At 71.8% G+C, this 21,610-nt stretch carries 18 protein-coding genes; 6 read left to right on the plus strand and 12 right to left on the minus strand.

Annotation, left to right across the window (positions count from 1 at the left end):
* The coding region (locus AB0J12_RS37960) for a hypothetical protein (RefSeq protein ID WP_363269358.1) at positions 1-422 on the minus strand (422 nt) is incomplete at its 3' end.
* Positions 423-965: 543 nt separating this feature from the next.
* On the opposite strand from AB0J12_RS37960, the gene AB0J12_RS37965 reads away from it, so the two are divergent.
* The gene (locus tag AB0J12_RS37965; protein WP_363269359.1) at positions 966-4,091 is read left to right on the plus strand and encodes a DNRLRE domain-containing protein; all 3,126 of its coding nucleotides are present in this window, start codon (positions 966-968) and stop codon (positions 4,089-4,091) included.
* A gap of 72 nt (positions 4,092-4,163) precedes the next feature.
* Here the strand turns inward: AB0J12_RS37965 and AB0J12_RS37970 are convergent, their stop codons facing one another.
* Together AB0J12_RS37970 and AB0J12_RS37975 are read right to left on the minus strand one after the other, a co-directional pair.
* The gene (locus AB0J12_RS37970; RefSeq protein WP_363269360.1) at positions 4,164-5,390 is read right to left on the minus strand and encodes a PLP-dependent aminotransferase family protein; all 1,227 of its coding nucleotides are present in this window, start codon (positions 5,388-5,390) and stop codon (positions 4,164-4,166) included.
* A gap of 91 nt (positions 5,391-5,481) precedes the next feature.
* On the minus strand, positions 5,482-6,774 hold the full coding sequence (locus AB0J12_RS37975) for an XRE family transcriptional regulator (protein WP_363269361.1): 1,293 nt from the start codon (positions 6,772-6,774) through the stop codon (positions 5,482-5,484).
* Positions 6,775-6,995: 221 nt separating this feature from the next.
* Between AB0J12_RS37975 and AB0J12_RS37980 the strand changes: the two genes are divergently transcribed.
* Both AB0J12_RS37980 and AB0J12_RS37985 read left to right on the plus strand, forming a co-directional pair.
* The gene (locus tag AB0J12_RS37980) at positions 6,996-7,757 is read left to right on the plus strand and encodes a DUF4232 domain-containing protein (protein ID WP_363269362.1); all 762 of its coding nucleotides are present in this window, start codon (positions 6,996-6,998) and stop codon (positions 7,755-7,757) included.
* 128 nt (positions 7,758-7,885) lie between these two features.
* Entirely contained in the window at positions 7,886-8,122 is a 237-nt protein-coding gene (locus tag AB0J12_RS37985) for a hypothetical protein (protein WP_363269363.1), read from the plus strand.
* On the opposite strand, the gene hemB is transcribed toward AB0J12_RS37985, so the two are convergent.
* The 7 genes from hemB to AB0J12_RS38020 all read right to left on the minus strand — a co-directional run bounded on the left by hemB (position 8,086) and on the right by AB0J12_RS38020 (position 15,578).
* The gene (hemB, locus tag AB0J12_RS37990) at positions 8,086-9,078 is read right to left on the minus strand and encodes a porphobilinogen synthase (protein ID WP_363269364.1); all 993 of its coding nucleotides are present in this window, start codon (positions 9,076-9,078) and stop codon (positions 8,086-8,088) included. The two genes, AB0J12_RS37985 and hemB, sit on opposite strands and share 37 nt — an antisense overlap.
* Positions 9,079-9,277: 199 nt before the next feature.
* Entirely contained in the window at positions 9,278-9,574 is a 297-nt protein-coding gene (locus AB0J12_RS37995) for a helix-turn-helix domain-containing protein (RefSeq protein ID WP_363269365.1), read from the minus strand.
* Between the two features lie 295 nt (positions 9,575-9,869).
* On the minus strand, positions 9,870-11,576 hold the full coding sequence (locus AB0J12_RS38000; RefSeq protein WP_363269366.1) for a uroporphyrinogen-III synthase: 1,707 nt from the start codon (positions 11,574-11,576) through the stop codon (positions 9,870-9,872).
* Complete coding sequence (hemC, locus tag AB0J12_RS38005) at positions 11,573-12,532, minus strand: hydroxymethylbilane synthase (protein ID WP_363269367.1); 960 nt, start codon at positions 12,530-12,532, stop codon at positions 11,573-11,575. Before hemC ends, AB0J12_RS38000 begins: the two co-directional genes overlap by 4 nt.
* Positions 12,529-14,220: a glutamyl-tRNA reductase gene (locus tag AB0J12_RS38010; RefSeq protein WP_363269369.1), complete on the minus strand. Its 1,692-nt coding sequence runs from the start codon at positions 14,218-14,220 to the stop codon at positions 12,529-12,531. The genes hemC and AB0J12_RS38010 overlap by 4 nt, the downstream gene beginning before the upstream one ends.
* Positions 14,217-15,053, minus strand: coding sequence for a redox-sensing transcriptional repressor Rex (locus tag AB0J12_RS38015; RefSeq protein WP_363269370.1), 837 nt, complete (start codon positions 15,051-15,053; stop codon positions 14,217-14,219). The genes AB0J12_RS38010 and AB0J12_RS38015 overlap by 4 nt, the downstream gene beginning before the upstream one ends.
* A gap of 246 nt (positions 15,054-15,299) precedes the next feature.
* A complete protein-coding gene (locus AB0J12_RS38020) occupies positions 15,300-15,578 on the minus strand; it encodes a glutaredoxin family protein (RefSeq protein ID WP_363269371.1) in 279 nt (92 codons plus the stop codon).
* Between the two features lie 109 nt (positions 15,579-15,687).
* On the opposite strand from AB0J12_RS38020, the gene AB0J12_RS38025 reads away from it, so the two are divergent.
* From AB0J12_RS38025 to AB0J12_RS38035, 3 genes are all read left to right on the plus strand, one after another.
* The gene (locus AB0J12_RS38025; RefSeq protein WP_363269372.1) at positions 15,688-16,611 is read left to right on the plus strand and encodes an HAD-IB family hydrolase; all 924 of its coding nucleotides are present in this window, start codon (positions 15,688-15,690) and stop codon (positions 16,609-16,611) included.
* 398 nt (positions 16,612-17,009) lie between these two features.
* Positions 17,010-17,780, plus strand: a complete 771-nt coding sequence (locus tag AB0J12_RS38030; protein WP_363269373.1) for an ECF subfamily RNA polymerase sigma factor, BldN family — start codon at positions 17,010-17,012, stop codon at positions 17,778-17,780.
* 234 nt (positions 17,781-18,014) lie between these two features.
* A complete protein-coding gene (locus AB0J12_RS38035; protein WP_363269374.1) occupies positions 18,015-19,265 on the plus strand; it encodes a DUF5667 domain-containing protein in 1,251 nt (416 codons plus the stop codon).
* Positions 19,266-19,331: 66 nt separating this feature from the next.
* Here AB0J12_RS38035 and AB0J12_RS38040 read toward each other — a convergent pair whose 3' ends face one another.
* Positions 19,332-20,411 carry a lysophospholipid acyltransferase family protein gene (locus tag AB0J12_RS38040; protein ID WP_363269375.1) on the minus strand — a complete coding sequence of 360 codons (1,080 nt, stop codon included), beginning with the start codon at positions 20,409-20,411 and terminating at the stop codon, positions 19,332-19,334.
* 13 nt (positions 20,412-20,424) lie between these two features.
* On the minus strand, positions 20,425-21,486 hold the full coding sequence (locus tag AB0J12_RS38045) for an NAD-dependent epimerase/dehydratase family protein (protein ID WP_363269376.1): 1,062 nt from the start codon (positions 21,484-21,486) through the stop codon (positions 20,425-20,427).
* Positions 21,487-21,610 lie beyond the last annotated feature (124 nt).

Consider the following 21,610-nt stretch of genomic DNA (forward strand, 5'->3'; position numbering starts at 1 on the left):
GTCGGGTCGGCGTCGGCCGGCGGCGTGACCTTCATGATCATGCCGGAGACGTTCGCGTCCTGCGACGCCGTCGGCGCGGCCAGATCGACCTTCCACGTCCCGTCGATCGCCGCCGGATCAGTGCCCGTAGGCACGCCCACCGCGATGGGCAGGTCCTCGACCGGAACCGTGGTGCCCGGCGTGGCGTCCGCCGCCAGCGTCGCGACACCGCTGTCCTGCGCCCACGGCGTGACCGCCGTCGGAGCATACGGATCGATGGGCACCTCGGGCGCCGTGGTGAGGTTCTTCTCCGCTTCCTCGTCCGCGTTCAGCGCGGTCGGCTTCGGCAGATCGGGGAGCTTGACCTCCTCCCGGTTCATGCCGGGGCCGGGTATCGCCCACGCCTCCGTACCGAGACTGCCGACCAACAAGGCCGTGGACAACAAAAGGACGGTCGCCGCGCGGCTTTGCCGGCGGCGCCGTCGTTGTGACTCCGTCATCGCCGGGCGCCAACGCCCCAGCCACGACGGTGGACTATCAGCGCGCATACGCGTCGACCCCACCAAGGCATGCAAGAAAAACGACAGATGGAATCCGCACCCTCTGTCATGACCCCCACACGCTTCAACAGCGATCCGCGAAGGTTCCCGCAGCCGAAGTGATCTACGACACGGGATGTGAACTGACGGATCATCATCTTCATGCATAAGTCGACAAGATCATGACGAGTGACCCCTATGGCCGCACATCAGGTGACCAAAAGCCGCACTTGGGGACTGGTCAAAGGGAGTCATGCTTCTCTCAACCGATCGTCACAACTTCATAAATACTTCATACGTGGACTGGGTGTGCCGAACGTGTGATCGTGTGCGCGACCTTGCCCCGCGGCCTGCCGACCGGGGCCGTTCGTGCTGTCCGTATCCGCTTGGTCCACACGGGAGTAGATCGCCGCCGTGTCCGCGCCGCCTCGTTTTCTCAGCCCCTTCGTGCGCACGCGCACCAGGCTGGCTGTCACCCTCGGCCTTGTTCTGGCCGCCCTGACCGCTGCCCTGTTGCCCTGGTGGCAACCCGACGAAGCCTCACCACCCGAAGCCGGCAAGGCCACCGACGCCCGGCCGGCCTCTGCCAGCCCGCGTGACGAGGCAACGGCCCAGGCCGAGGCCAAGCGCACCCGCAAGCAGGTCCTGGTGGACACCGCGACCACGTCCACCTCGCAGACGTGGGCGCTGCCCAACGGCAAGCTGCGCACCCGTATGACCGCCACGCCCACCCGGGCGAAGACGGCCAACGGCACGTGGGCGCCGATCGACAACCGGCTGCGCCGCGTGAAGAACGCCCCGCGCAACCTGGGCGTCCAGCCCGTCAACGCCGCCCAGCCGATCCGCTTCTCCAGCGGCACCAAGGCCACCCACGCCGACCGCTCCCTCTCCCGCGCACCCCTGGCACAAGCGCAGGACACGGTGCTGGCCGAGGTCGACATCGCCGGCCACACCGTCGCCTACACCTGGCCCGGTGCTCTGCCCGAGCCCGTCCTCGACGGCCCCCGCGCCCTCTACCCCGAAGTTCTCCCCGGCGTCGACCTGTTGCTGGTCGCCCGTGAAGAGGGCGGCTTCGCCCAGCTGCTGATCGTCAAGAACAAGGAAGCCGCGCAGTCCAAGGCGCTGGCCACCGTCGCCTACGGCCTGCGCTCGGCCACGGCCGTCTTCCACCACGACCCCGCCACCGGTCGCATCCTCGTCCAGGACAAGTCCGGCAAGGAACTCGGCTCCATCCCCACCCCGTTCGCGTGGGACTCCGCCGGCCGCGACCCGGAACTCGACGAGGGCAAGGGCACCCCGCGCACCTCGACCGCCACCCCGGCCGACGTGCTGAAGCTCTCCGGCCTGACCGGAATCGAGCCCGGCGCCCACAGCGCGCCGATGCCCGTGAAGCTCGACGGTGACGGCACCGGCACCACCCGCCTGGACCTGAACGCCGCCGAGACGGGTCTGTTCACGAAGTCGGACACGAAGTACCCGGTGTTCGTCGACCCCACCCTCAACAGCGCCTGGCTGGCCTGGACCGTCGCCTACAAGCCGTACCCGAACTCTTCCTTCTGGAACGGCACGAACTTCTCCTCCGGGACCTCCGATGCCCGCGTCGGCTACGAGAGCGAGACCGGTGGCACCGCCCGCTCGTTCTGGCGGATGAACTACAGCACCAGCCTCAAGGGCGCGACGATCTCCTCCGCCAGCTTCAAGGTGCTCAACAACCACTCGTGGTCCTGCACCACCCGTGAGTTCCAGTTCGCCATCACCGGCGCGATCTCCTCCGGCACCACGTGGAACAAGCAGCCCAGCTGGTCCACCGTGCAGCAGAAGAAGTCCTTCGCCCACGGATGGTCCTCCACCTCCTGCCCCGACGAGTACGAGGACTTCAACGTCAAGGACGCCGCCCAGAAGGGCGCCGACAGCGGCTGGTCGAACATCACCTTCGGCCTGCGCGCCACCAGCGAGTCCGACGTCCAGACCTGGCGCAAGTTCAAGGCGACGTCCGCCACCATGGAGGTCGTCTACAACCGGCCGCCCTCCGAGCCCACCGGCGGCAAGACCACGCCCGGCGGCACCTGCTCCGTCGGCGGTTCCGGCCCCACGGTCGGCAAGACCAACATCGTGCTCTCGGCCAACGCCAAGGACGCCGACGGCAACCTGAGCAAGCTGCGCTTCCGCTTCTGGAAGACCGGCGGCACCGTCCCGGCCGGCACCCTCGTCAGCCCGAACTCCACCGGCACCGCCACCCTCACCATCCCCGCCACGTTCCCGCTGGAGGACAAGGCCACCTACTCGTGGGACGTGCGCGCGGAAGACTCCGGCGGCCTGGTCTCCTCCTACTACCCGCCCGGCACCGACCCCTGCCGCCTCAACGTCGACGCCAGCGCCCCGCCCCAGCCCACCGTCGACAGCGACGTCTTCCCCGAAGCCACCCCCGACGGCCAGACCTGGTCCACCGTCAAGTTCGGCGGCACCGGCGCGGTCACCTTCACCTCCCCCGGCACGGCCAAGTTCCGCTGGTCCATCGAGGGCAACAACCCCGTCGACGTGACCGCCACGAACGGCGCCGTCACGCTGAGCACGTTCACCCCGGCGCACGCGGGCCCCAACACCCTCCAGGTGTATGCGTACGACGCCTCGGGCAACGCCAGCAAGCGCACCGACTACACCTTCTACGTCCCCCCGCGCGACACGGCCGACGGCCCGATGGACGCCACCGGTGACGCCAAGCCGGACCTGATGATCGTCAACGCGGACGGCAACCTGCGCAACTGCGTCGGCGGCGACGACGGGGACCTGTACAACTGCCTCACCGCCTCCTACGACGCCGACAAGAAGACCGACCCGGCCGGTCACTGGTTCGACCCCGCCACCGGCAAGGCCGCCCTGATCACCCACTACCAGGACACCTACCCCGGCGACGGTTCCACCGACCTGTTCTCGGTCTCCCCCGACGGCCACTTCTGGCTCTACCCCGGCGACGGCTACGGCAGCTTCGACGTCACCCAGCGCCTCGAAGTCCGCCTCCCGTCCAACGCCCCCGCGCCCTCCACCTGGACCCAGATCAAGGCCGTCGGCGACATCACCGGCGACAAACTGCCCGACCTCGTCCTGCGGGCCGGCGCCGAGTTCTGGACCCTGTCCGGCTACACCGGCGCCACCTTCCAGACCGCGACCCAGATGAACGCCGACGCCTGGGCCCGCCGCGAGATCGTCAACGTCGCCGACATCAACGGCGACAACACACCCGACCTGCTCTGGCGCAACCTCGACAACGGCAACATGTACGACCGCCAGGGCAAGCCCGGCACCGTCGCCGGCAGCGTCGACCTGGAGTCGCTGAAACTGGCCGCCAACTCCCTCACCGGCAAGGACGAGGCGTACGGCACCAGCTGGACCGACGTCAACGTGCCCACCGTCATCGGCATCCCGGACGTCAACAACGACGGCATCCCCGACATCTGGGCCCGCCTCGCCTCCGACGGCTACACCCGCATCTACCACCCCTCACGCACCAACACCAACGCACCCGTACGCGTGGTCCTGTCCGTGAACTGGAACACGGTGAAGGCCTTCGGCTGATCCCTCCCGCACCATCACACGACCGGGTCCCGGCCACCCCTCACGGGGTGACCGGGGCCCGGTCTTTTCCGCTCAGCTCGGAGCGAGCCCGGTCACCGGCTCCTCCGCGAGCCCCGCCGCCAGCCGACGCAGTCCCTCCCCGATCTCCTCGGGCGTCTGCGTCACGAAGCACAGCCGCAGCGTGCGCGGGTCCGGTTCGGCCGCGAAGAAGGGCGCGCCGGGCACGTAGGCCACGTCGTGCCGCACGACCCGCGGCAGCAGGGCCGTCGTGTCGTACGACTGCGGCAGCCGCACCCACAGGAACATCCCGCCCTCGGGCCGGGTCCACGTCGACCCGGCCGGCAGCGCGTCCGGCAGCCCGGCGAGCATCGCGTCCCGTCGCTCCCCGTAGACCGCCCGCACCTGCGCCACATGGGCGTCGAGGACGTCGAGATAGCGGGCCGCGGCGAGCTGGTTGACGGTCGGGGTGTGCAGGTCGGCGGCCTGCTTGGCGACCGTGCAGGCACGGCGCAGCCCCTGCGGTGCGCGCAGCCAGCCCAGTCGCAGCCCGGGCGCCATCACCTTGGAGAAGGAGCCGAGCAGCACCGTCCGGTCCCGGGCGTCGGCGTGCGCGGCGATCCACGGCACTGGCTCGCCGTCGTAGCGCAGCTCCCCGTACGGGTCGTCCTCGACGATCCACAGGCCGCACCGCGCGGCGACGGCGGCGAGCGCGGCGCGGCGGGCGGTGGGCATGGTGCGGCCGGTGGGGTTCTGGAAAGTGGGCACGGTGTAGAGCAGCTTCGGCCGCTCCCGGCGCACCAGTTCCTCCAGCGCCAGCGGATCGGGGCCGTGTTCGTCACCGGGTACGGCGATGACGCGCGCGCCGGCCAGGCCGAAGACCTGGAGGGCGGCCAGATAGCAGGGGTTCTCCACCAGCACGGTGTCGCCCGGGTCGACCAGCGCGGTGGCCAGCAGGGACAGCGCCTGCTGCGAGCCGGTGGTGACCAGCAGGTCGTCGGCGTCCGTCGGCAGACCGCGCCCGGTGATCCGCGCGGCAAGCGCCTCGCGCAGCGCCGGTTCGCCCTCGGTCGTGGCGTACTGCAGGGCCCGCGCCGGGCCGTCCTGCAGCACCGCGCGGAAGGCGGCCGCGATGCCGTCGCGGTCGAACAGCTCCGGGGCCGGCAGCCCGCCCGCGAAGTTGATCATCTCGGGCCGCGCGGTGACGGCGAGGATGTCGCGTACCGGCGAGCCGCCGATCGCCGACGTCCGCAGGGAGAGCGGGGGAACGGGCGCGGTGGGTGCGGGGGCGTCGGCGGTCATGACACGGCTCCTTCGGGCGGCGGTTGCGGCATCCGGTCGCAGCCTAAAGAGATGCGTGCCCTCTACACCGGCCCTTTCGCCATACGGACGCTCAGCCCTCCGCCCGCTCCCAGCCCCCGCCGCCCAACGGGTGGACGTAGTAGGGCTGCTGTGAGCCGCTCGTGCGGAACGGGCGGCCGTGGTCGTCGACCCGCACGGTGCCGTGCCGGCTCCCGCTGGACCACTCCAGCTCCAGGTACCAGCTCACGTCGTGCCCGCTGGTGTGCGCCTTGACGTAGAAGACCTCCGGGTCGGACTCGCTCACCTTGTACGGGAAGTTCCGCTGCCCGGCGACCGGCAGCGCCGGCGGGTTGCCCAAGTCCAGGGAGACGTCGAAGGACTTGGTGTCGACGCCGCCACCGCAGCCGTTCCCCATCGCGTACTTGTTCCAGGTCAGCGGTGTCTCACTGCGCACCACGCGCACGTGCAGCGCCCGCAGCACGACCGTGCGCGCGCCGGTGCCCTGCACGGTGAGTGTGACCGTCTGGTGGTCGGCGGCCACCGCCCCGAGGCCCCCGGCCCACCCTTCCACGTCCTGCTGCGGGGGCGGCGGCGGCACGTTGGCGGGGCTGCGGTCCACCAGGAAGGCCTGCTCGCACGGCACGTCCCAGTAGTACGGCGTGGTGGCGACCGTGACGGCCACCGGGCCGCTGTCCGCCGCCGCGCCGCCGGGGGGTGCGACGCTACGGCGCGGGGACGGTGCGCCCGTGCCCGCGGACGGGGAGAGGAACTGCGGCGACGACGGTGAGGCCGACGCGCTGCGGCTGGGTGCGGCGGAACGGACCGAGGCCGTCGGTGACGTGGCGACGGGCACGGTCGCACCGGCCGCCCGCTCCCCCGCGGCCCGCTGTGTGTCGGGCCGCCCGGGCACCAGGCTCAGCGCGACAGCCACGGCAGCGGCGACCGCGACGACGCCGGCCCCGGCGAGCACGGCGATGCGGCGGCGACGGGGCTGGGCGGGCGGTGGTGGTTCGGCAGCGGGGGCGGATTGCGCGGTGGCGTCGGTGGCCGCCCCGGCGGCGGAGGGCACGGCGGGCTCCTCGGGCGGCACGGATGGCTCCTCGGCCCGCACGCCGGCCTGGTCCTCACCCCGTTCGGCCTTCACCCCCCGCAGCGCGTCCGCGCGGACCCAGCGGCGGTGCAGCTCCAGCAGTTCCCCGGGGGTGGCCCGGCAGACCCGGGCCAGGCGTTCCACGGGGGCGTAGTCCACCGGTACGACGTCCCCGTTGACGTACCGGTGCAGCGTGGACGTGCTCACGTGCAGCCGCTTGGCGAGCGCCCCGTAACTGAGCCCCGACCGCTCCTTCAACTCCCGCAGCAGCTCGGCGAAGTCGCCCCCCGACACCCGTTTCCCCTCTCCCACGTCCCGGAACGGCGTTCCAGACGTACGGCGTTCCCCCAGGTCAGAGCCGTTCCAGCGTCCCATTGTTCCGCATCCCCCGGGAGTGCTGGCGACCGGGACGACCCCGACCGCAGGCTTTCGGTCATCCAAGCACGCCACCGGGAACGACACCCGGCGGCGCGCTTCCTCGCACAGCCCGCGCTCTTCCACGACAGGAGTCACCCATGTCCCACCGCACCGCTCGGACCCGCCTCTTCGCCGCCACCACGGTCGCGCTGGCCGCCCTCGCACTGACGGCGTGCGAGGGAGGGACGTCGGACAGCGGCGCCGGACACCCGGCCCCGTCCACACCGGCGGCCGCGACGCCGTCCACCGGTACCGGCGGCGCGGATGACTCCGCGAGCCCGGCGGCCCCGACCGGCTCCGACGGCTCGACGCGTTCCGGCAGCTCGGGCGGCACGCACGGCTCCGGCGGCACCCACAGCGGCGGCTCTAAGGGGAGCGGCGGCGCGCAGGTGTCCGCCGGCTCGAAGGGCACCGGCACCTCCGCGGGTGGCGGGTCCGCCCCGGACGCGGCCCCTCCGGGGAAGTGCTCCGCCGCCACCGTCCGGATCACCGCCACCGAGATGACCCGCCCGATCAACCACCTGCTGCTGACGGCGACGAACACCGGCAAGAAGACCTGCCTGCTGCCCTCGTACCCGCCGGCCCGCTTCGGCGAGGCGCAGTCCGTGCCGCCGGTGGCGGAGGACACGAAGCCGCAGTCACTGACCGGTCTGGCCCCCGGCGAGTCCGGCTACGCGGCCGTGCGGCTGTCGGCCGGCGACGGCAGCGCCGCGCACGGCCACACCGTGCACAGCCTGACGGTCCCCTTCGAGGACGGCTCGATCGCCACGGTGTCCCTGCCCGCCACGGGGGTCTACGTCGACGACAGCCTCACCGTGACGTACTGGCAGGCGGCCCTGGACACGGTCCGCGACTGGTGACGCGGCGTCCCGGACCACGTCCCACCGGGATGACGTATCCGCAGCTCAGAGCCGGTTCTCTCGTTCCGGCGTCCCACATTCGCCGACGGCTGTGGCGCGCGGGCCGGGCGAGCGATGAGGCTGACGTCATGCCCGTACGACACCGGACCCGCACCCTGCCCGCACGGCCGCGCCGACTGGCCGCCGCCGCGGCCCTCGTCGTCCTCGCGGCCGGCGCCCTGGCGGGCTGCCGCGACGGCGAGGGCCTGCGCGACGAGGGCCCGTCCTCCCGCGCGCTGGGGACGCCGTCGCACGCGTCGGCGGCCGCGTCCCTCGCGCCGGGGGCGCCTCAGCGCAGCTTCTGGGCGACCTCGGTGGCCCAGTAGGTGAGAATGTTGCGCGCGCCCGCCCGCTTGATCCCGGTGAGCGTCTCGAAGATCGCCCGGTCCCGCTCGACCCAGCCCTTCTCGGCGGCGGCCTCGATCATCGCGTACTCACCGGAGATCTGGTACGCGGCGACCGGCACGTCCACGGCGTCCGCGACCCGGGCCAGGATGTCCAGGTACGGCCCGGCCGGCTTGACCATGACCATGTCGGCGCCCTCTTCGAGGTCGAGGGCGACTTCGCGCAGGGACTCGCGCCAGTTGGCGGGGTCCTGCTGATAGGTCTTGCGGTCGCCCTGCAGCGAGGAGGCGACGGCCTCGCGGAAGGGACCGTAGAAGGCGGAGGAGTACTTGGCGGTGTAGGCGAGGATCGCGACGTCCTCGCGGCCGATCTGGTCGAGCGCGTCGCGGACGACGCCGATCTGCCCGTCCATCATTCCGCTCGGGCCGACGACATGGGCGCCGGCGTCGGCCTGCACCTGGGCCATCTCGGCATACCGCTCGAGGGTGGCGTCGTTGTCGACGCGCCCCTGCTCGTCGAGGACGCCGCAGTGCCCGTGGTCGGTGAACTCGTCGAGACAGAGGTCCGACATGACGAGCAGTTCGTCGCCGACCTCGGCCCGCACGTCGCGCAGGGCGACCTGGAGAATGCCGTCCGGGTCGGTGCCCGCGCTGCCGAGGGCGTCCTTCTTGCCGTCCTCCGGCACGCCGAAGAGCATGATCCCGGAGACTCCGGCCTCGACGGCCTCCGCGGCGGCCTTCTTCAGGCTTTCCCGGGTGTGCTGCACGACCCCCGGCATCGATCCGATCGCCACCGGCTCACTGACGCCCTCCCGCACGAACGCGGGCAGGATCAGATCGGCGGGGTGCAGCCGGTTCTCGGCGACCATCCGCCGCATGACGGGCGTACCGCGAAGCCGCCGGGGCCGCGAACCGGGAAAAGATCCGTACTTCGACATACCACCTACGCTACGCCCGCCCGGCCGATGCCTTTGCCGACGCCCAGTCGGCCGACGGGAGCCCCTCCACGCCCTCAGCCGGCGCCTGGCGCGGAGGGGTTCGGTCATCCTCCTCGGGGGCTGCCTGCCCCGTCATCGTGGCGCGGTCGACGTACGCACGCGTGACCAGGCGGCCGGACTCGGCGTGCTCACGGACCCGCTAGAGGTAGCCGTGCGCCTCCAGCTCGCGCAGGGCGGACGCGATCCGCTCCCGCCCCTCCGGGAAGCGTTCGGCGAGCGTGCGGATGTCGACCGGGGTGCCGTCGGGCACCGACAGGATGTGGGTGACGAGCCCGATGGCGGTCAGCGACAGCTCGGGGTGCTGGGTGAGGTGATCGCCGACGACGACGTACTCACCGGACGGGTCCGTGCGTACGTAGGTGACACCGGAGGGGGTGGTGGATCGCGGAAGACCCCGAACCGGGCGCAGGGCGGCGTCAGGCTTCTTATCGGCCATGGGGAAGGTCACTTCTTCCTCGGCGGCAGGCCCTCGCACCGGGATTGCCGTCCCGGCGGGAGCCGATGCACGGGTGGGGTCGTGAGTACGTGAGGCGCACATGACTCGATCGCCTCGGGGCGAGCCTGCACGCCCGAACGGCCGCCGCGCCAGCCGGACCGCCCCCTTTCACCCACCCGAGTGACGGATGCCGGGTCCGGTTTGTGAGGTGGTCATTTCCCTGGCTTCTTTGTACCGCTCCCGCGAACGCCACAGGGCGCTCCCGAAGGAGCGCCCTGCCGCTGACCTGCTGACCTCACGTAGCCGCGCGGCGCCTGCGCGCCCCCGGCCGCCGTTCGCTCGGCCGGGTCACCGGGTCGCCGGCTTCCAGGGCCGCCAGACGGCGCTTCATGCCGAAGTCGGCCAGGGCCTCCGCCAGCTTGTGGACGGAGGGTTCCGGGGCCATGACGTCGACGCGCAGGCCGTGTTCCTCGGCCGTCTTCGCCGTCGCCGGGCCGATGCAGGCGATCACCGTCACGTTGTGCGGCTTGCCCGCGATGCCGACCAGGTTCCGCACGGTCGACGACGAGGTGAACAGGACCGCGTCGAAACCGCCGCCCTTAATCGCCTCACGGGTCTCCGCCGGCGGCGGCGAGGCGCGGACCGTGCGGTAGGCGGTGACGTCGTCGACCTCCCAGCCCAGCTCGATCAGCCCGGCCACCAGGGTCTCCGTGGCGATGTCGGCGCGGGGCAGGAAGACACGGTCGATCGGGTCGAAGACCGGGTCGTAGGGCGGCCAGTCCTCCAGCAGGCCGGCCGCCGACTGCTCGCCGCTCGGCACCAGGTCCGGCTTCACACCGAAGGCGATCAGGGCCTTCGCCGTCTGCTCGCCCACCGCAGCCACCTTGATACCCGCAAAAGCCCGAGCATCAAGGCCGTACTCCTCGAACTTCTCCCGCACGGCCCGCACCGCGTTGACCGACGTGAAGGCGATCCACTCGTAGCGGCCCGTCACCAGGCCCTTGACGGCACGTTCCATCTGCTGGGGGGTGCGCGGCGGTTCGACGGCGATCGTCGGCACCTCGTGCGGGACGGCGCCGTAGGAGCGCAGCTGGTCGGAGAGCGAGGCCGCCTGCTCCTTGGTGCGCGGCACGAGGACCTTCCAGCCGAACAGCGGCTTGGACTCGAACCACGCCAGCTGGTCGCGCTGGGCGGGGGCGCTGCGGTCTCCGACCACGGCTATCACCGGGCGGCCGCCGTCCGGGGACGGAAGGACCTTCGCCTGCTTCAGGGTCTGCGCGATCGTGCCGAGCGTCGCCGACCAGGTGCGCTGCCGCGTCGTCGTACCGCCGACGGTGACCGTCATCGGGGTGTCCGGCTTGCGGCCCGCCGAGACCAGCTCGCCCGCGGCCGCGGCCACCGAGTCGAGAGTGGTGGAGACGACCACCGTGCCGTCGGAGGCGCCCACCTCGGTCCAGCACCGGTCGGAGGCGGTACGGGCGTCCACGAACCGCACGTCCGCGCCCTCGGCGTCACGCAGCGGCACACCGGCGTACGCCGGCACGCCGACCGCGGTCGCGACGCCGGGGACCACCTCGAAGGACACGCCGGCCTTGGCGCAGGCGAGCATCTCCTCGGCGGCGTAGGTGTCCAGGCCGGGGTCGCCGGACACCGCACGGACGACCCGCCTGCCGCCCCGCGCAGCCTCCATGACAAGATGTGCGGCATCCCGCAGTGCGGGAATCCCAGCGGTTGTTGACGCCCCGTCAATGACCGCCGGCTGGGGCGTGCCCGTGCCCGGATTCGGGTCCGACAAGGGACCCGTGTCCGTCGGCACGACGCTGACGCCCTGACGGGCGTGCGTACGTACCACGTCGAGCACCTCGTGCTCGGCGACGAGGACGTCCGCGTTCGCCAGCGCCTCCACGGCGCGCAGAGTCAGTAGTCCCGGATCTCCGGGTCCGGCACCCAGGAAGGTGACGTGCCCGTGTTCAGGACCGGCGGGAAGGGTGGTGGGGCTCACTGTGCTCGCTCCCCCATCAGACCGGCCGCACCCTGGGCGAGCATCTCGGCGGCGAGTTCACGGCCGAGCGCCGCAGCGCCCTCGTCCGTCTCGGGCACGGGACCGGTGGTGGACAGCTGCACCGTGCGGGAGCCGTCGGTGGTGCCGACGACGCCGCGCAGGCGCATTTCCTTGACAATCTGCCCGTCGGCCAGCAGGTCGGCCAAGGCGCCCACCGGGGCGCTGCAACCGGCCTCCAGGGCGGCGAGCAGGGAGCGCTCGGCCGTCACGGCGGCCCGCGTGAACGGGTCGTCGAGCTCGGCGAGCGCGGCGATCAGCGACGCGTTGTCCGCGGCGCATTCGATCGCCAGGGCCCCCTGGCCGGGGGCGGGCAAAACCGTGTCGACCGACAGGAAGTCGGTCACCTCGTCGCTGCGGCCGATCCGGTTCAGCCCGGCGGCGGCCAGCACGACGGCGTCCAGTTCGCCGTCCCGGACGTACCCGATGCGGGTGTCGACGTTCCCGCGTATCGGGACCGTCTCGATGTCCAGCCCGTGGCCACGCGCGTACCCGTTCAGCTGCGCCATGCGGCGCGGCGAACCGGTACCTATGCGGGCCCCGCGCGGGAGGTCCGTGAACTTCAGCGCGTCCCGGGCGACGATCACGTCGCGCGGGTCCTCGCGCACCGGGACGGCGGCCAGGACCAGCTCCTCGGGCTGTGCGGTGGGCAGGTCCTTCAGCGAATGAACCGCGAAGTCGACCTCCCCACGGACCAGCGCGTCGCGCAGCGCGGTGACGAACACACCCGTGCCGCCGATCTGCGCGAGATGCGCCCGGGAGACGTCACCGTAGGTCGTGATCTCGACCAGCTCGACGGGCCGCCCGGTCACCTCGCGCACGGCCTTCGCCACCTGCCCGGACTGGGCCATGGCGAGCTTGCTGCGCCTCGTCCCCAGTCTCAAAGCCTTCGTACTCATGCCGGCCCTCGGTTCTTGGCGTTCTTCTCGGTGCTGTCCTCGGCCCGGGAGACGGCGGCGACCGCCTCGGGGTCGAGGTCGAACAGGGTTCGGAGCGCGTCCGCGTACCCGGCGCCGCCGGGCTCGGCCGCAAGCTGCTTGACCCGCACCGTCGGCGCGTGCAGCAGCTTGTCGACCACACGCTTGACGGTCTGGGTGATCTCGGCGCGGTGCTTGTCGTCCAGGCCGGGCAGCCGGCCCTCCAGCCGCGTCATCTCGCCGGCCACCACATCGGCGGCCATGGTGCGCAGCGCGACCACGGTCGGCGTGATGTGCGCGGCCCGCTGGGCGGCGCCGAACGCGGCGACCTCGTCGGAGACGATCCGGCGCACCTGGTCGACGTCCGCCGCCATGGGGGCGTCCGCGGACGCCTCGGCGAGGGACTCGAGGTCCACCAGCCGCACGCCGGACAGCCGGTGCACGGCCGCGTCGATGTCACGGGGCATCGCCAGGTCGAGCAGGAACAGCGAGGGACGCGGACGCGGGATCTCGGCGACCGGCTCGGGCCTGCGGCGCTCCGGGAGGCGGCCCATCGTCGCCGCGGTCGCGGCGAGCGCCGCGATCAGCTCGGCGTCGGCCTCGGGGCCGCTCCGGGTGTCCTCGCGGCGCTCGACGACCGTGCCCTTGTCGACCCACGCCGCGTGCTGCTCCAGCGTCGCCGCGTCCATTCCGGCCACGGCGGCCTCCCCGGCGACGGAGAAGCCCGGCTGCACCGCGGACAGGTCCAGCGGGCAGCCGTCCTCGGTCCCGGCCGAGAGGGGCGGCAGCGTGCGCTGCGGGGTCTCTGCCACGGCGACGGGGGCGCCCGTACGGTCCTCCAGCGCCGCCGTGACCGCCTCCGCCGTCAGGACGAGCCCCGTCGCCCCGGTACAGGAGACGGCGACGTCGGCACGTGTCAGCTCGGCCCGTACGGCTTCCATCCCTACCGCGCGGGCGGTCACGTCCGTGTCCTCGGCCTGGGTGAGGATCTCGGCGAGGCGCTCGGCGCGCTCCACGGTGCGGTTGGCGACGACGATCTCGGCGACGCCGGCCCGCGCGAGCGTCGCCGCGGCCAGCGACGACATCGAGCCCGCGCCGATCACCAGCGCCCTGCGGCCCGCGGCCCACTCGGCGACGTCCGTGCCCTGCGCCAGCTGCTCCAGGCCGAAGGTGACCAGCGACTGGCCGGCCCGGTCGATGCCGGTCTCGGAGTGGGCGCGCTTGCCGACCCTGAGGGCCTGCTGGAACAGGTCGTTCAGCAGCTTGCCCGCGGTGTGCAGCTCCTGCGCCCGGGCGAGCGCGTCCTTGATCTGGCCGAGGATCTGGCCCTCGCCGACGACCATCGAGTCCAGGCCGCAGGCCACCGAGAACAGGTGGTGGACGGCCCGGTCCTCGTAGTGCACATACAGATAGGGAGTGAGCTCGTCCAGGCCGACCCCGCTGTGCTGGGCGAGCAGCGTGGACAGCTCGGAGACACCGGCGTGGAACTTGTCCACGTCGGCGTACAGCTCGATGCGGTTGCAGGTGGCCAGTACGGCGGCCTCGGTGGCCGGTTCGGCGGCGACCGTGTCCTGCAGCAGCTTGTTCTGGTCGTCCGCGTTCAGCGCGGCCCGCTCCAGCACGCTGACCGGGGCGCTGCGGTGACTCAGCCCGACGACGAGGAGACTCATGCCGGCATCACGGCGGGCACGTCCCCGTCGGGTCCCTGGTCGGTGGAGCCGGCGCGGCGGGCCGCGGCGCGCGGCGCCTTCGCGGTGGCCGCGGCGGCGCCGACGTCCTTCGTCGTGGCGGGCACCGCGTCCGAGGTGGTGGTGGGCACGGCGGCCTCGGCGGCGGCCTCCTCACCGGCCTTGCGCTGCTCGTGGAACGCGAGGATCTGCAGCTCGATGGAGAGGTCGACCTTGCGGACGTCGACGCCGTCCGGGACGCTCAGCACGGTCGGCGCGAAGTTCAGGATGGACGTCACACCGGCGGCCACGAGACGGTCGCAGACCTGCTGGGCGGCACCGGCGGGGGTCGCGATCACACCGATGGAGACGCCGTTGTCCTGGATGATCTTCTCCAGGTCGTCGGTGTGCTGCACGGGGATGCCGACGACGGGCTTGCCGGCCATCGCGGGGTCGGCGTCGATGAGCGCCGCGACCCGGAAGCCGCGGGAGGCGAAACCGCCGTAGTTGGCGAGGGCGGCGCCGAGGTTACCGATACCGACGATGACCACGGGCCAGTCCTGGGTCAGGCCCAGCTCGCGGGAGATCTGGTACACGAGGTACTCGACGTCGTAGCCGACGCCCCGGGTGCCGTAGGAACCCAGGTAGGAGAAGTCCTTGCGCAGCTTCGCGGAGTTGACCCCGGCGGCGGCCGCCAGCTCCTCGGATGAAACCGTGGGGACCGAGCGCTCCGACAGTGCGGTCAGCGCCCGGAGGTACAGCGGAAGCCTGGCGACGGTGGCCTCGGGAATCCCTCGGCTGCGGGTCGCCGGTCGGTGAGTTCGGCCAGTTGCCACGGTGCTCCTGCGGGTAGAGCGGGGCTGTGGGCGGTCGTACGTCCCCAGACCGCCCCGTCGACAGCAGGCTATGTCTTTGTGAACGCGTGCACAAAGATGGTGTCCGATTTGCCCGGCCAACGTGACCGGGCTCACGCGGGTTTTATGTCGCGTGCTACGTGGGGGCAAAACCGGCTCACTCCTCGTGAATCCCGCCCCCGAGACCAGACCGCATCGATCCTAAGCGACGTTCGGTACGGACTTGAACTACTCGGTCAGTGCGGAGCGCAGCCGCTGCTCGTTCACCCGCCAGAACGTGTGCTGCTCGCCGTCGACCAGGACGACGGGGATCTGCTCCCAGTACCGGTCGTGCAGATCCCGGTCCCGCGTGATGTCCTTCTGCTCCCAGGGCACACCGAGCTCGCCGCAGACCTTCTCGATCACCTGCTGCGCGTCGTCGCACAGATGGCAGCCGGGCTTGCGCACGAGCGTGACGAGACGGTCCTGGGGGGCGCGCTGCGGGCGGCGGCGGAAGAGGGGGCTCATGTCGGCCATTGTCGCGCGGCGCCCCCTTTAACGGCCCGGTCGCGCAGTGTTCACAGGGTTCCAACCCTTCGGCTCCGGAACCGCCGGACCGAGTCGTTATGCTCACGCCATGGCGGCTCTCGGATGGCTCACTCCCCGTAGGCGCTCCGCCACGGCGCGGAGCGTGTTGGCAGGCGAGGCTTCGGCGGAGGCCGCGCGCAAGTCCGCACCCGAGGCTGCGCGGGAAGAGCAGGAGTCCCAGCCGGCGTTCCCCGTGCTCGGCGACGAGAAGGCCGCCGCGTTCTTCGACCTGGACAACACGGTGATGCAGGGCGCGGCGCTGTTCCACTTCGGGCGGGGCCTGTACAAGCGGAAGTTCTTCGACACCCGCGACCTGGCCCGCTTCGCGTGGCAGCAGGCGTGGTTCCGGCTGGCCGGGGTCGAGGACCCGGAGCACATGCAGGACGCGCGGGACTCGGCGCTGTCCATCGTCAAGGGCCACCGGGTCTCCGAGCTGAAGACCATCGGCGAGGAGATCTACGACGAGTACATGGCCGAGCGGATCTGGCCGGGGACGCGGGCGCTGGCGCAGGCCCACCTGGACGCCGGGCAGAAGGTGTGGCTGGTGACTGCGGCGCCGGTGGAGATCGCGCAGGTGATCGCGCGCCGGCTGGGGCTGACGGGTGCGCTGGGCACGGTGGCGGAGTCGGTGGACGGCGTCTACACGGGCAAGCTGGTGGGCGAGCCGCTGCACGGACCGGCCAAGGCGGAGGCGGTGCGGGCGCTGACGTCGGCCGAAGGGCTGGACCTGGCGCGGTGCGCGGCCTACAGCGACTCGCACAACGACATCCCGATGCTGTCGCTGGTCGGTCATCCGTACGCCATCAACCCGGACGCGAAGCTGCGCCGGCACGCGCGTGAACACGACTGGCGCCTGCGGGACTACCGCACGGGACGCAAGGCGGCGAAGGTCGGCATCCCGGCGGCGGCCGGGGTGGGCGCGGTGGCGGGAGGCACGGCGGCGGCGATCGCGCTGCATCGGCGGCGGCGGTAGTCGTTCGCCGGTCGAGGTCGTCTGCGGGGTGCGTTGTGGTTGTTCGCGCAGTTCCCCGCGCCCCCTGGTTGGCGCAGCCACACGCCGCCGGCGCCGGGCATTCCGGTGGGCATACCCACCCCGCACAGCGGTCAGTCACGGGTTCCTCACGCGACCACAACCCGCCCCACACCTATCCGTAATGTGGACTGATTCGATCAACAACCGCTCAGCATATCGAACCTGATCAGTCGTCAAACGGCCGCACAAGCGACGCAATCGGTGATTTGAGCAACTCGGTGTAGCAGTGCCTGCACGAAGCGTTATTCTCCTCAGACGCAATCCGGTACCCCTCCGTCGCTACGACGGGTGAACGGTCCCGCACTGCACGTGATGGAAGCTCTGCCTCTGGGAGTCCCGTGTACCCACACGTCGGGGTTGACGCCTCGGGCCTGGCTACGCTGCGCGCAACGGTGCAAAACCTCCTGCGCGGCCTCGTCCCCGCCGCGCATGCCGTCCCCGCATTCGCCACCGCCACCCCCGTCGGCCCGTGCTACGCACTGGCCGAGGGTGGGGCCGCGGTCGGCCGAAGGGGGCGCGCGGCCGGTGCCACCACCGCCCGCCGCCCCGCCGCGGACAGCGACAGCGCCCGGATGATGGACCTCGTGGAGCGCGCCCAGGCCGGCGAGGCCGAAGCGTTCGGCCGCCTCTACGACCAGTACAGCGACACCGTCTACCGATACATCTATTACCGGGTGGGAGGTAAGGCCACTGCCGAGGACCTGACCAGCGAGACCTTTCTGCGGGCACTGCGCAGGATCGGCACCTTCACCTGGCAGGGCCGCGACTTCGGCGCATGGCTCGTCACCATCGCCCGCAACCTGGTGGCCGACCACTTCAAGTCCAGCCGCTTCCGGCTGGAGGTCACCACCGGCGAGATGCTCGACGCCAACGAGGTCGAGCGCTCCCCCGAGGACTCCGTCCTCGAGTCGCTGTCCAACGCCGCCCTGCTCGACGCCGTACGACGGCTCAACCCGCAGCAGCAGGAGTGCGTGACCCTGCGCTTCCTGCAGGGCCTGTCCGTCGCCGAGACCGCGCGGGTCATGGGCAAGAACGAGGGTGCGATCAAGACCCTCCAGTATCGAGCCGTCCGCACTCTCGCCCGGCTCCTGCCCGACGACGCCCGCTGATCGCGACACGCTCGGCGACGCTCAAGTCACGTTCCGTTCGCGTTCCTTGACTTCCCGATCCGATCATCCGCCGTCCGTAACCCAAGTGCCGCGCCGCTCGTTGTGCGGGATGCAGGCTCCCTGTGGTCACGCCCAGGCCAACGCTGATCACACGATCGTGTGGAAGTGGCCGGGGCGTGCAACCCTCAGGACCCCCTGGGGAGTCGACCGTCATGACGAGAGGAGGTGCCGCCAGTGATCGCGAACGTATCGGCGCACCGGCGGGCGAACGCCTTCGCCCAGGCCCTGGAGGAGCAGTCCGAGCAGGGCACGGCGGCCGAGCAGTCCGAAGGATCGGCACCGGCCCCAGCCGCCGAGGAACAGACCGAACGAGGGCGCCTTGTCGCCCTCGCCTCCGGTCTCGGCGCGCTGCCCAAGCCGGAGCTCGACCCGGAGGTCAAGGTCGTCCAGCGAGCCCAGCTCGTGGCCGCGTTCGAGGCCATGTTGCAGGAGGGCGCCGCGGGGGGCGAGGCGGCGGACCCTTCCGTGCCCGAGCAGCGGAACCACCGCGCCCGGGGCGCCCACCGCGCCCCACTGGGCAAACTCCGCCCTCGCTCGCGGCTGGCCAAGGGCCTCACCGCGGGCGGGCTCAGCGTCGGCGTTGCGGCCGGCGCCTTCGGCGGAGTCGCCGCTGCCAGCTCGGACGCCCTGCCCGGTGACGGGCTCTACGGGCTCAAGCGCGGCATCGAGGACTTCAAGCTCAACTACCTGGCCGAGGGGGACGCCGAACGCGGCCGTTCCTACCTGGACCAGGCGTCCACCCGGCTCAACGAGGCCAGACGTCTGCTCGAGCGCGGCCGCGGCGGCCACCTCGACCACGAGTCGCTCGGCGAGATCCGCCGCACCCTGTCCGGGATGACCCACGACGCCGCCGAAGGCCACCGCCTGCTGCACGAGGCGTATGAGCGCGACCCCGACTCCCTGGGCCCCATCCAGGCGCTGTCCGCGTTCTCCACCTCGCACCGCCAGGTATGGGGTGCGCTGCGCGACCGGCTGCCCGTACAGCTCGGTGACGTCAGCGAGCAGGTGTCGTCGGTGTTCGACGCCATAGACGAAGAGGTCGCCCCGCTGCAGTCCCTGCTGCCGCAGCCGCCGGCCACCCGCGGCGGCGGTGACAGCAGCCGGCCGGGCGGCGACGGATCGGCGTCCACCGGGTCCTCCGGCGCCCACCGGTCCCACGGCCCCAGCAGCGGCACGAGCGGGGAACCCCACTCCGGCGACCACACCGGCACCGGCAGCCCCAGCAAGTCCGCGCCCGGCATCGGCGGCATCGACGACGGCCTCCTCGGTGGCAACACCGGCGGCCTTCTCGACCCGCCGAAGGCGACCGGCAGCGCCTCGCCGGCACAGAGCAAGCCGTCCATCCCCGAGCCGGACGTGACGCTCCCGCCGCTCCTCCCGGGCCTCCTGCCCGGCCTCGGCATCGACAGCAACGACGTCAACTAGTCCCCGGACAGCAGTGGGGGCGCCTCTCTCACGAGGGGCGCCCCCACCGTCGTATGCCGGAACGTTTCAGAAGAACACCGACCGGCGCTGGACCAGCAGCTTGTACAGGGTGTGCTGGATCTGCTCGCGCACCTGGTCGGTCAGGTTGAACATCAGCATCGGGTCCTCCGCCGCCTCCGGCGGATAGCCGTCCGTGGGGATCGGCTCGCCGAACTGGATCGTCCACTTGGTGGGCAGCGGGATCGCGCCCAGCGGGCCCAGCCACGGGAAGGTCGGCGTCAGCGGGAAGTACGGGAAGCCGAGGAGACGCGCGAGGGTCTTCGCGTTGCCGATCATCGGGTAGATCTCCTCCGCCCCGACGATCGAGCACGGAATGATCGGCGCGCCCTGCCGCAGCGCCGTCGAGACGAAGCCGCCGCGGCCGAACCGCTGGAGCTTGTAGCGCTCGCTGAAAGGTTTCCCGATGCCCTTGAAGCCCTCCGGCATCACCCCGACCAGCTCCCCCTGGCCCAGCAGCCGTTCGGCGTCCTCCGCACAGGCCAGCGTGTGCCCCAGCTTGCGCGCCAGCTCGTTCACCACCGGCAGCACGAAGACCAGGTCGGCGGCCAGCAGGCGCAGGTGACGGCCGGCCGGGTGGTGGTCGTGCACCGCGACCTGCATCATCAGGCCGTCCAGCGGAAGTGTCCCGGAATGGTTCGCGACGATCAGCGCGCCGCCCTCCTCCGGGATGTTCTCCAGACCCTTCACCTCGACCCGGAAGTACTTCTCGTACACCGGCCGCAGCAGCGACATCAGGACCTGGTCGGTGAGTTCCTCGTCGTAGCCGAAGTCGTCGACCTCGTAGTCCCCGGTGAGACGGCGGCGCAGGAAGGACAGGCCGGCCGCGACACGGCGCTCCAGGCCTCCGTCGGAGGACTGCGCCTCGTCCGCGCGCGGCTCGGGACTCACAAGGGCCTCCTCCTGCGCGGCGGGCGCATCGGGCGCTGAACGGCTCCCCCGGGCGCCGCGGGTGTCGCGGAGCTCCCGCACCGGCACCGGCTCGCCGCTCCCCCGCCGGCTGCCCGCGCCGCGGCGCCGCCCGGGGCGCTGCGCGGCGCTCCCCCGCGACCGGTCGTCGTCGAACGGAATGACCTTGGCGTCCGCCATCGTGCTGCGCTCCTCAGTAGGCGCTCTGCGTCGGGGGGTTGCCGCCGCCCGCGAGGGGCAGCGCGGCGATCCGGTCGACGGCCCCCGCAAGGGCCTCGGGGGGCAACAGGCCCGGCCCCCTGCTGCGTACGAAGTCCGCGAACGTCCGCGCGGTCGTGTACGTCGGCTCGAAGCCCAGCGTTTCGCGCATCTGGGTGGTGTCCACGACCCGGCCGTGGGTGAGCAGCCGGATCTGCTCGGGAGAGAAGTCCGTCATGCCCAGCGTACGCACCAGGGAGCCCGCCCACGTCACGGCGGGCAGCAGCAGCGGCACCGTGGGACGGCCCAGCCGCCGCGCGCACTGCGAGAGCAGGACGACGCCGTCGCCGGCGATGTTGAAGGTGCCGCTGTTCAGCGTGCCGCGGCGCGGCTCGTGCGAGGCCAGGCGCAGCACCTCGATCACGTCGTCCTCGTGCGCGAACTGCAGCCGCGGGTCGTAGCCGAACACCGTCGGCAGGACCGGCAGCGAGAAGTACGAGGTGAGGGGGGTCTCGGCGGTGGGCCCGAGGATGTTGGCGAACCGCAGCACACACACGGCGACGTCGGGCCGGCGGCGGGCGAAGCCGCGGACGTACCCCTCGACCTCGACGGTGTCCTTCGCGAAGCCGCCGCTGGGCAGCGACTTCGGCGGGGTCGTCTCGACGAACACGGCCGGGTCGCGCGGCGCGGAGCCGTAGACGTTGGTGGAGGACTTCACCACCAGCCGCTTGACCGTGGGCGACTTCTGGCAGGCACCGAGCAGTTGCATGGTGCCGATGACGTTGGTCTCCTTCACCGTGGCCCGGCTGCCGCCTCCGAGCGCCATGCCGGTGACGTCCATGTGGACGACCGTGTCGGCGCCGGTCTCGGCGAGCACCCGCGCGATGGTGGGCTGCCGGATGTCGGCGCGGATGAAGTCGGCGCCGCCCAGATGGTGCTCGGGCTGCACCGCGTCCACGGCGACGACCCGGTCGACCTGCGGGTCACGCTGGATCCGCCGTACGAAGCGGCCGCCCAGCTGACGGGCCGCTCCGGTCACGAGCACGACCTTTCCCAAGATCAGCGCCTTCCTTCCAGACCTCGTACCACGCCCGCGTTCCCCCTCAGCGGCCAACTTAGCGGTTCGGCGTTGCGCTGTGATGACCACCCGATGCAGGAAGTGACGAGAAACGGCCGGGCGG

It is taken from the genome of Streptomyces sp. NPDC049915 (assembly GCF_040656475.1).
In the GTDB taxonomy this organism is placed as follows: Bacteria; Actinomycetota; Actinomycetes; order Streptomycetales; family Streptomycetaceae; genus Streptomyces.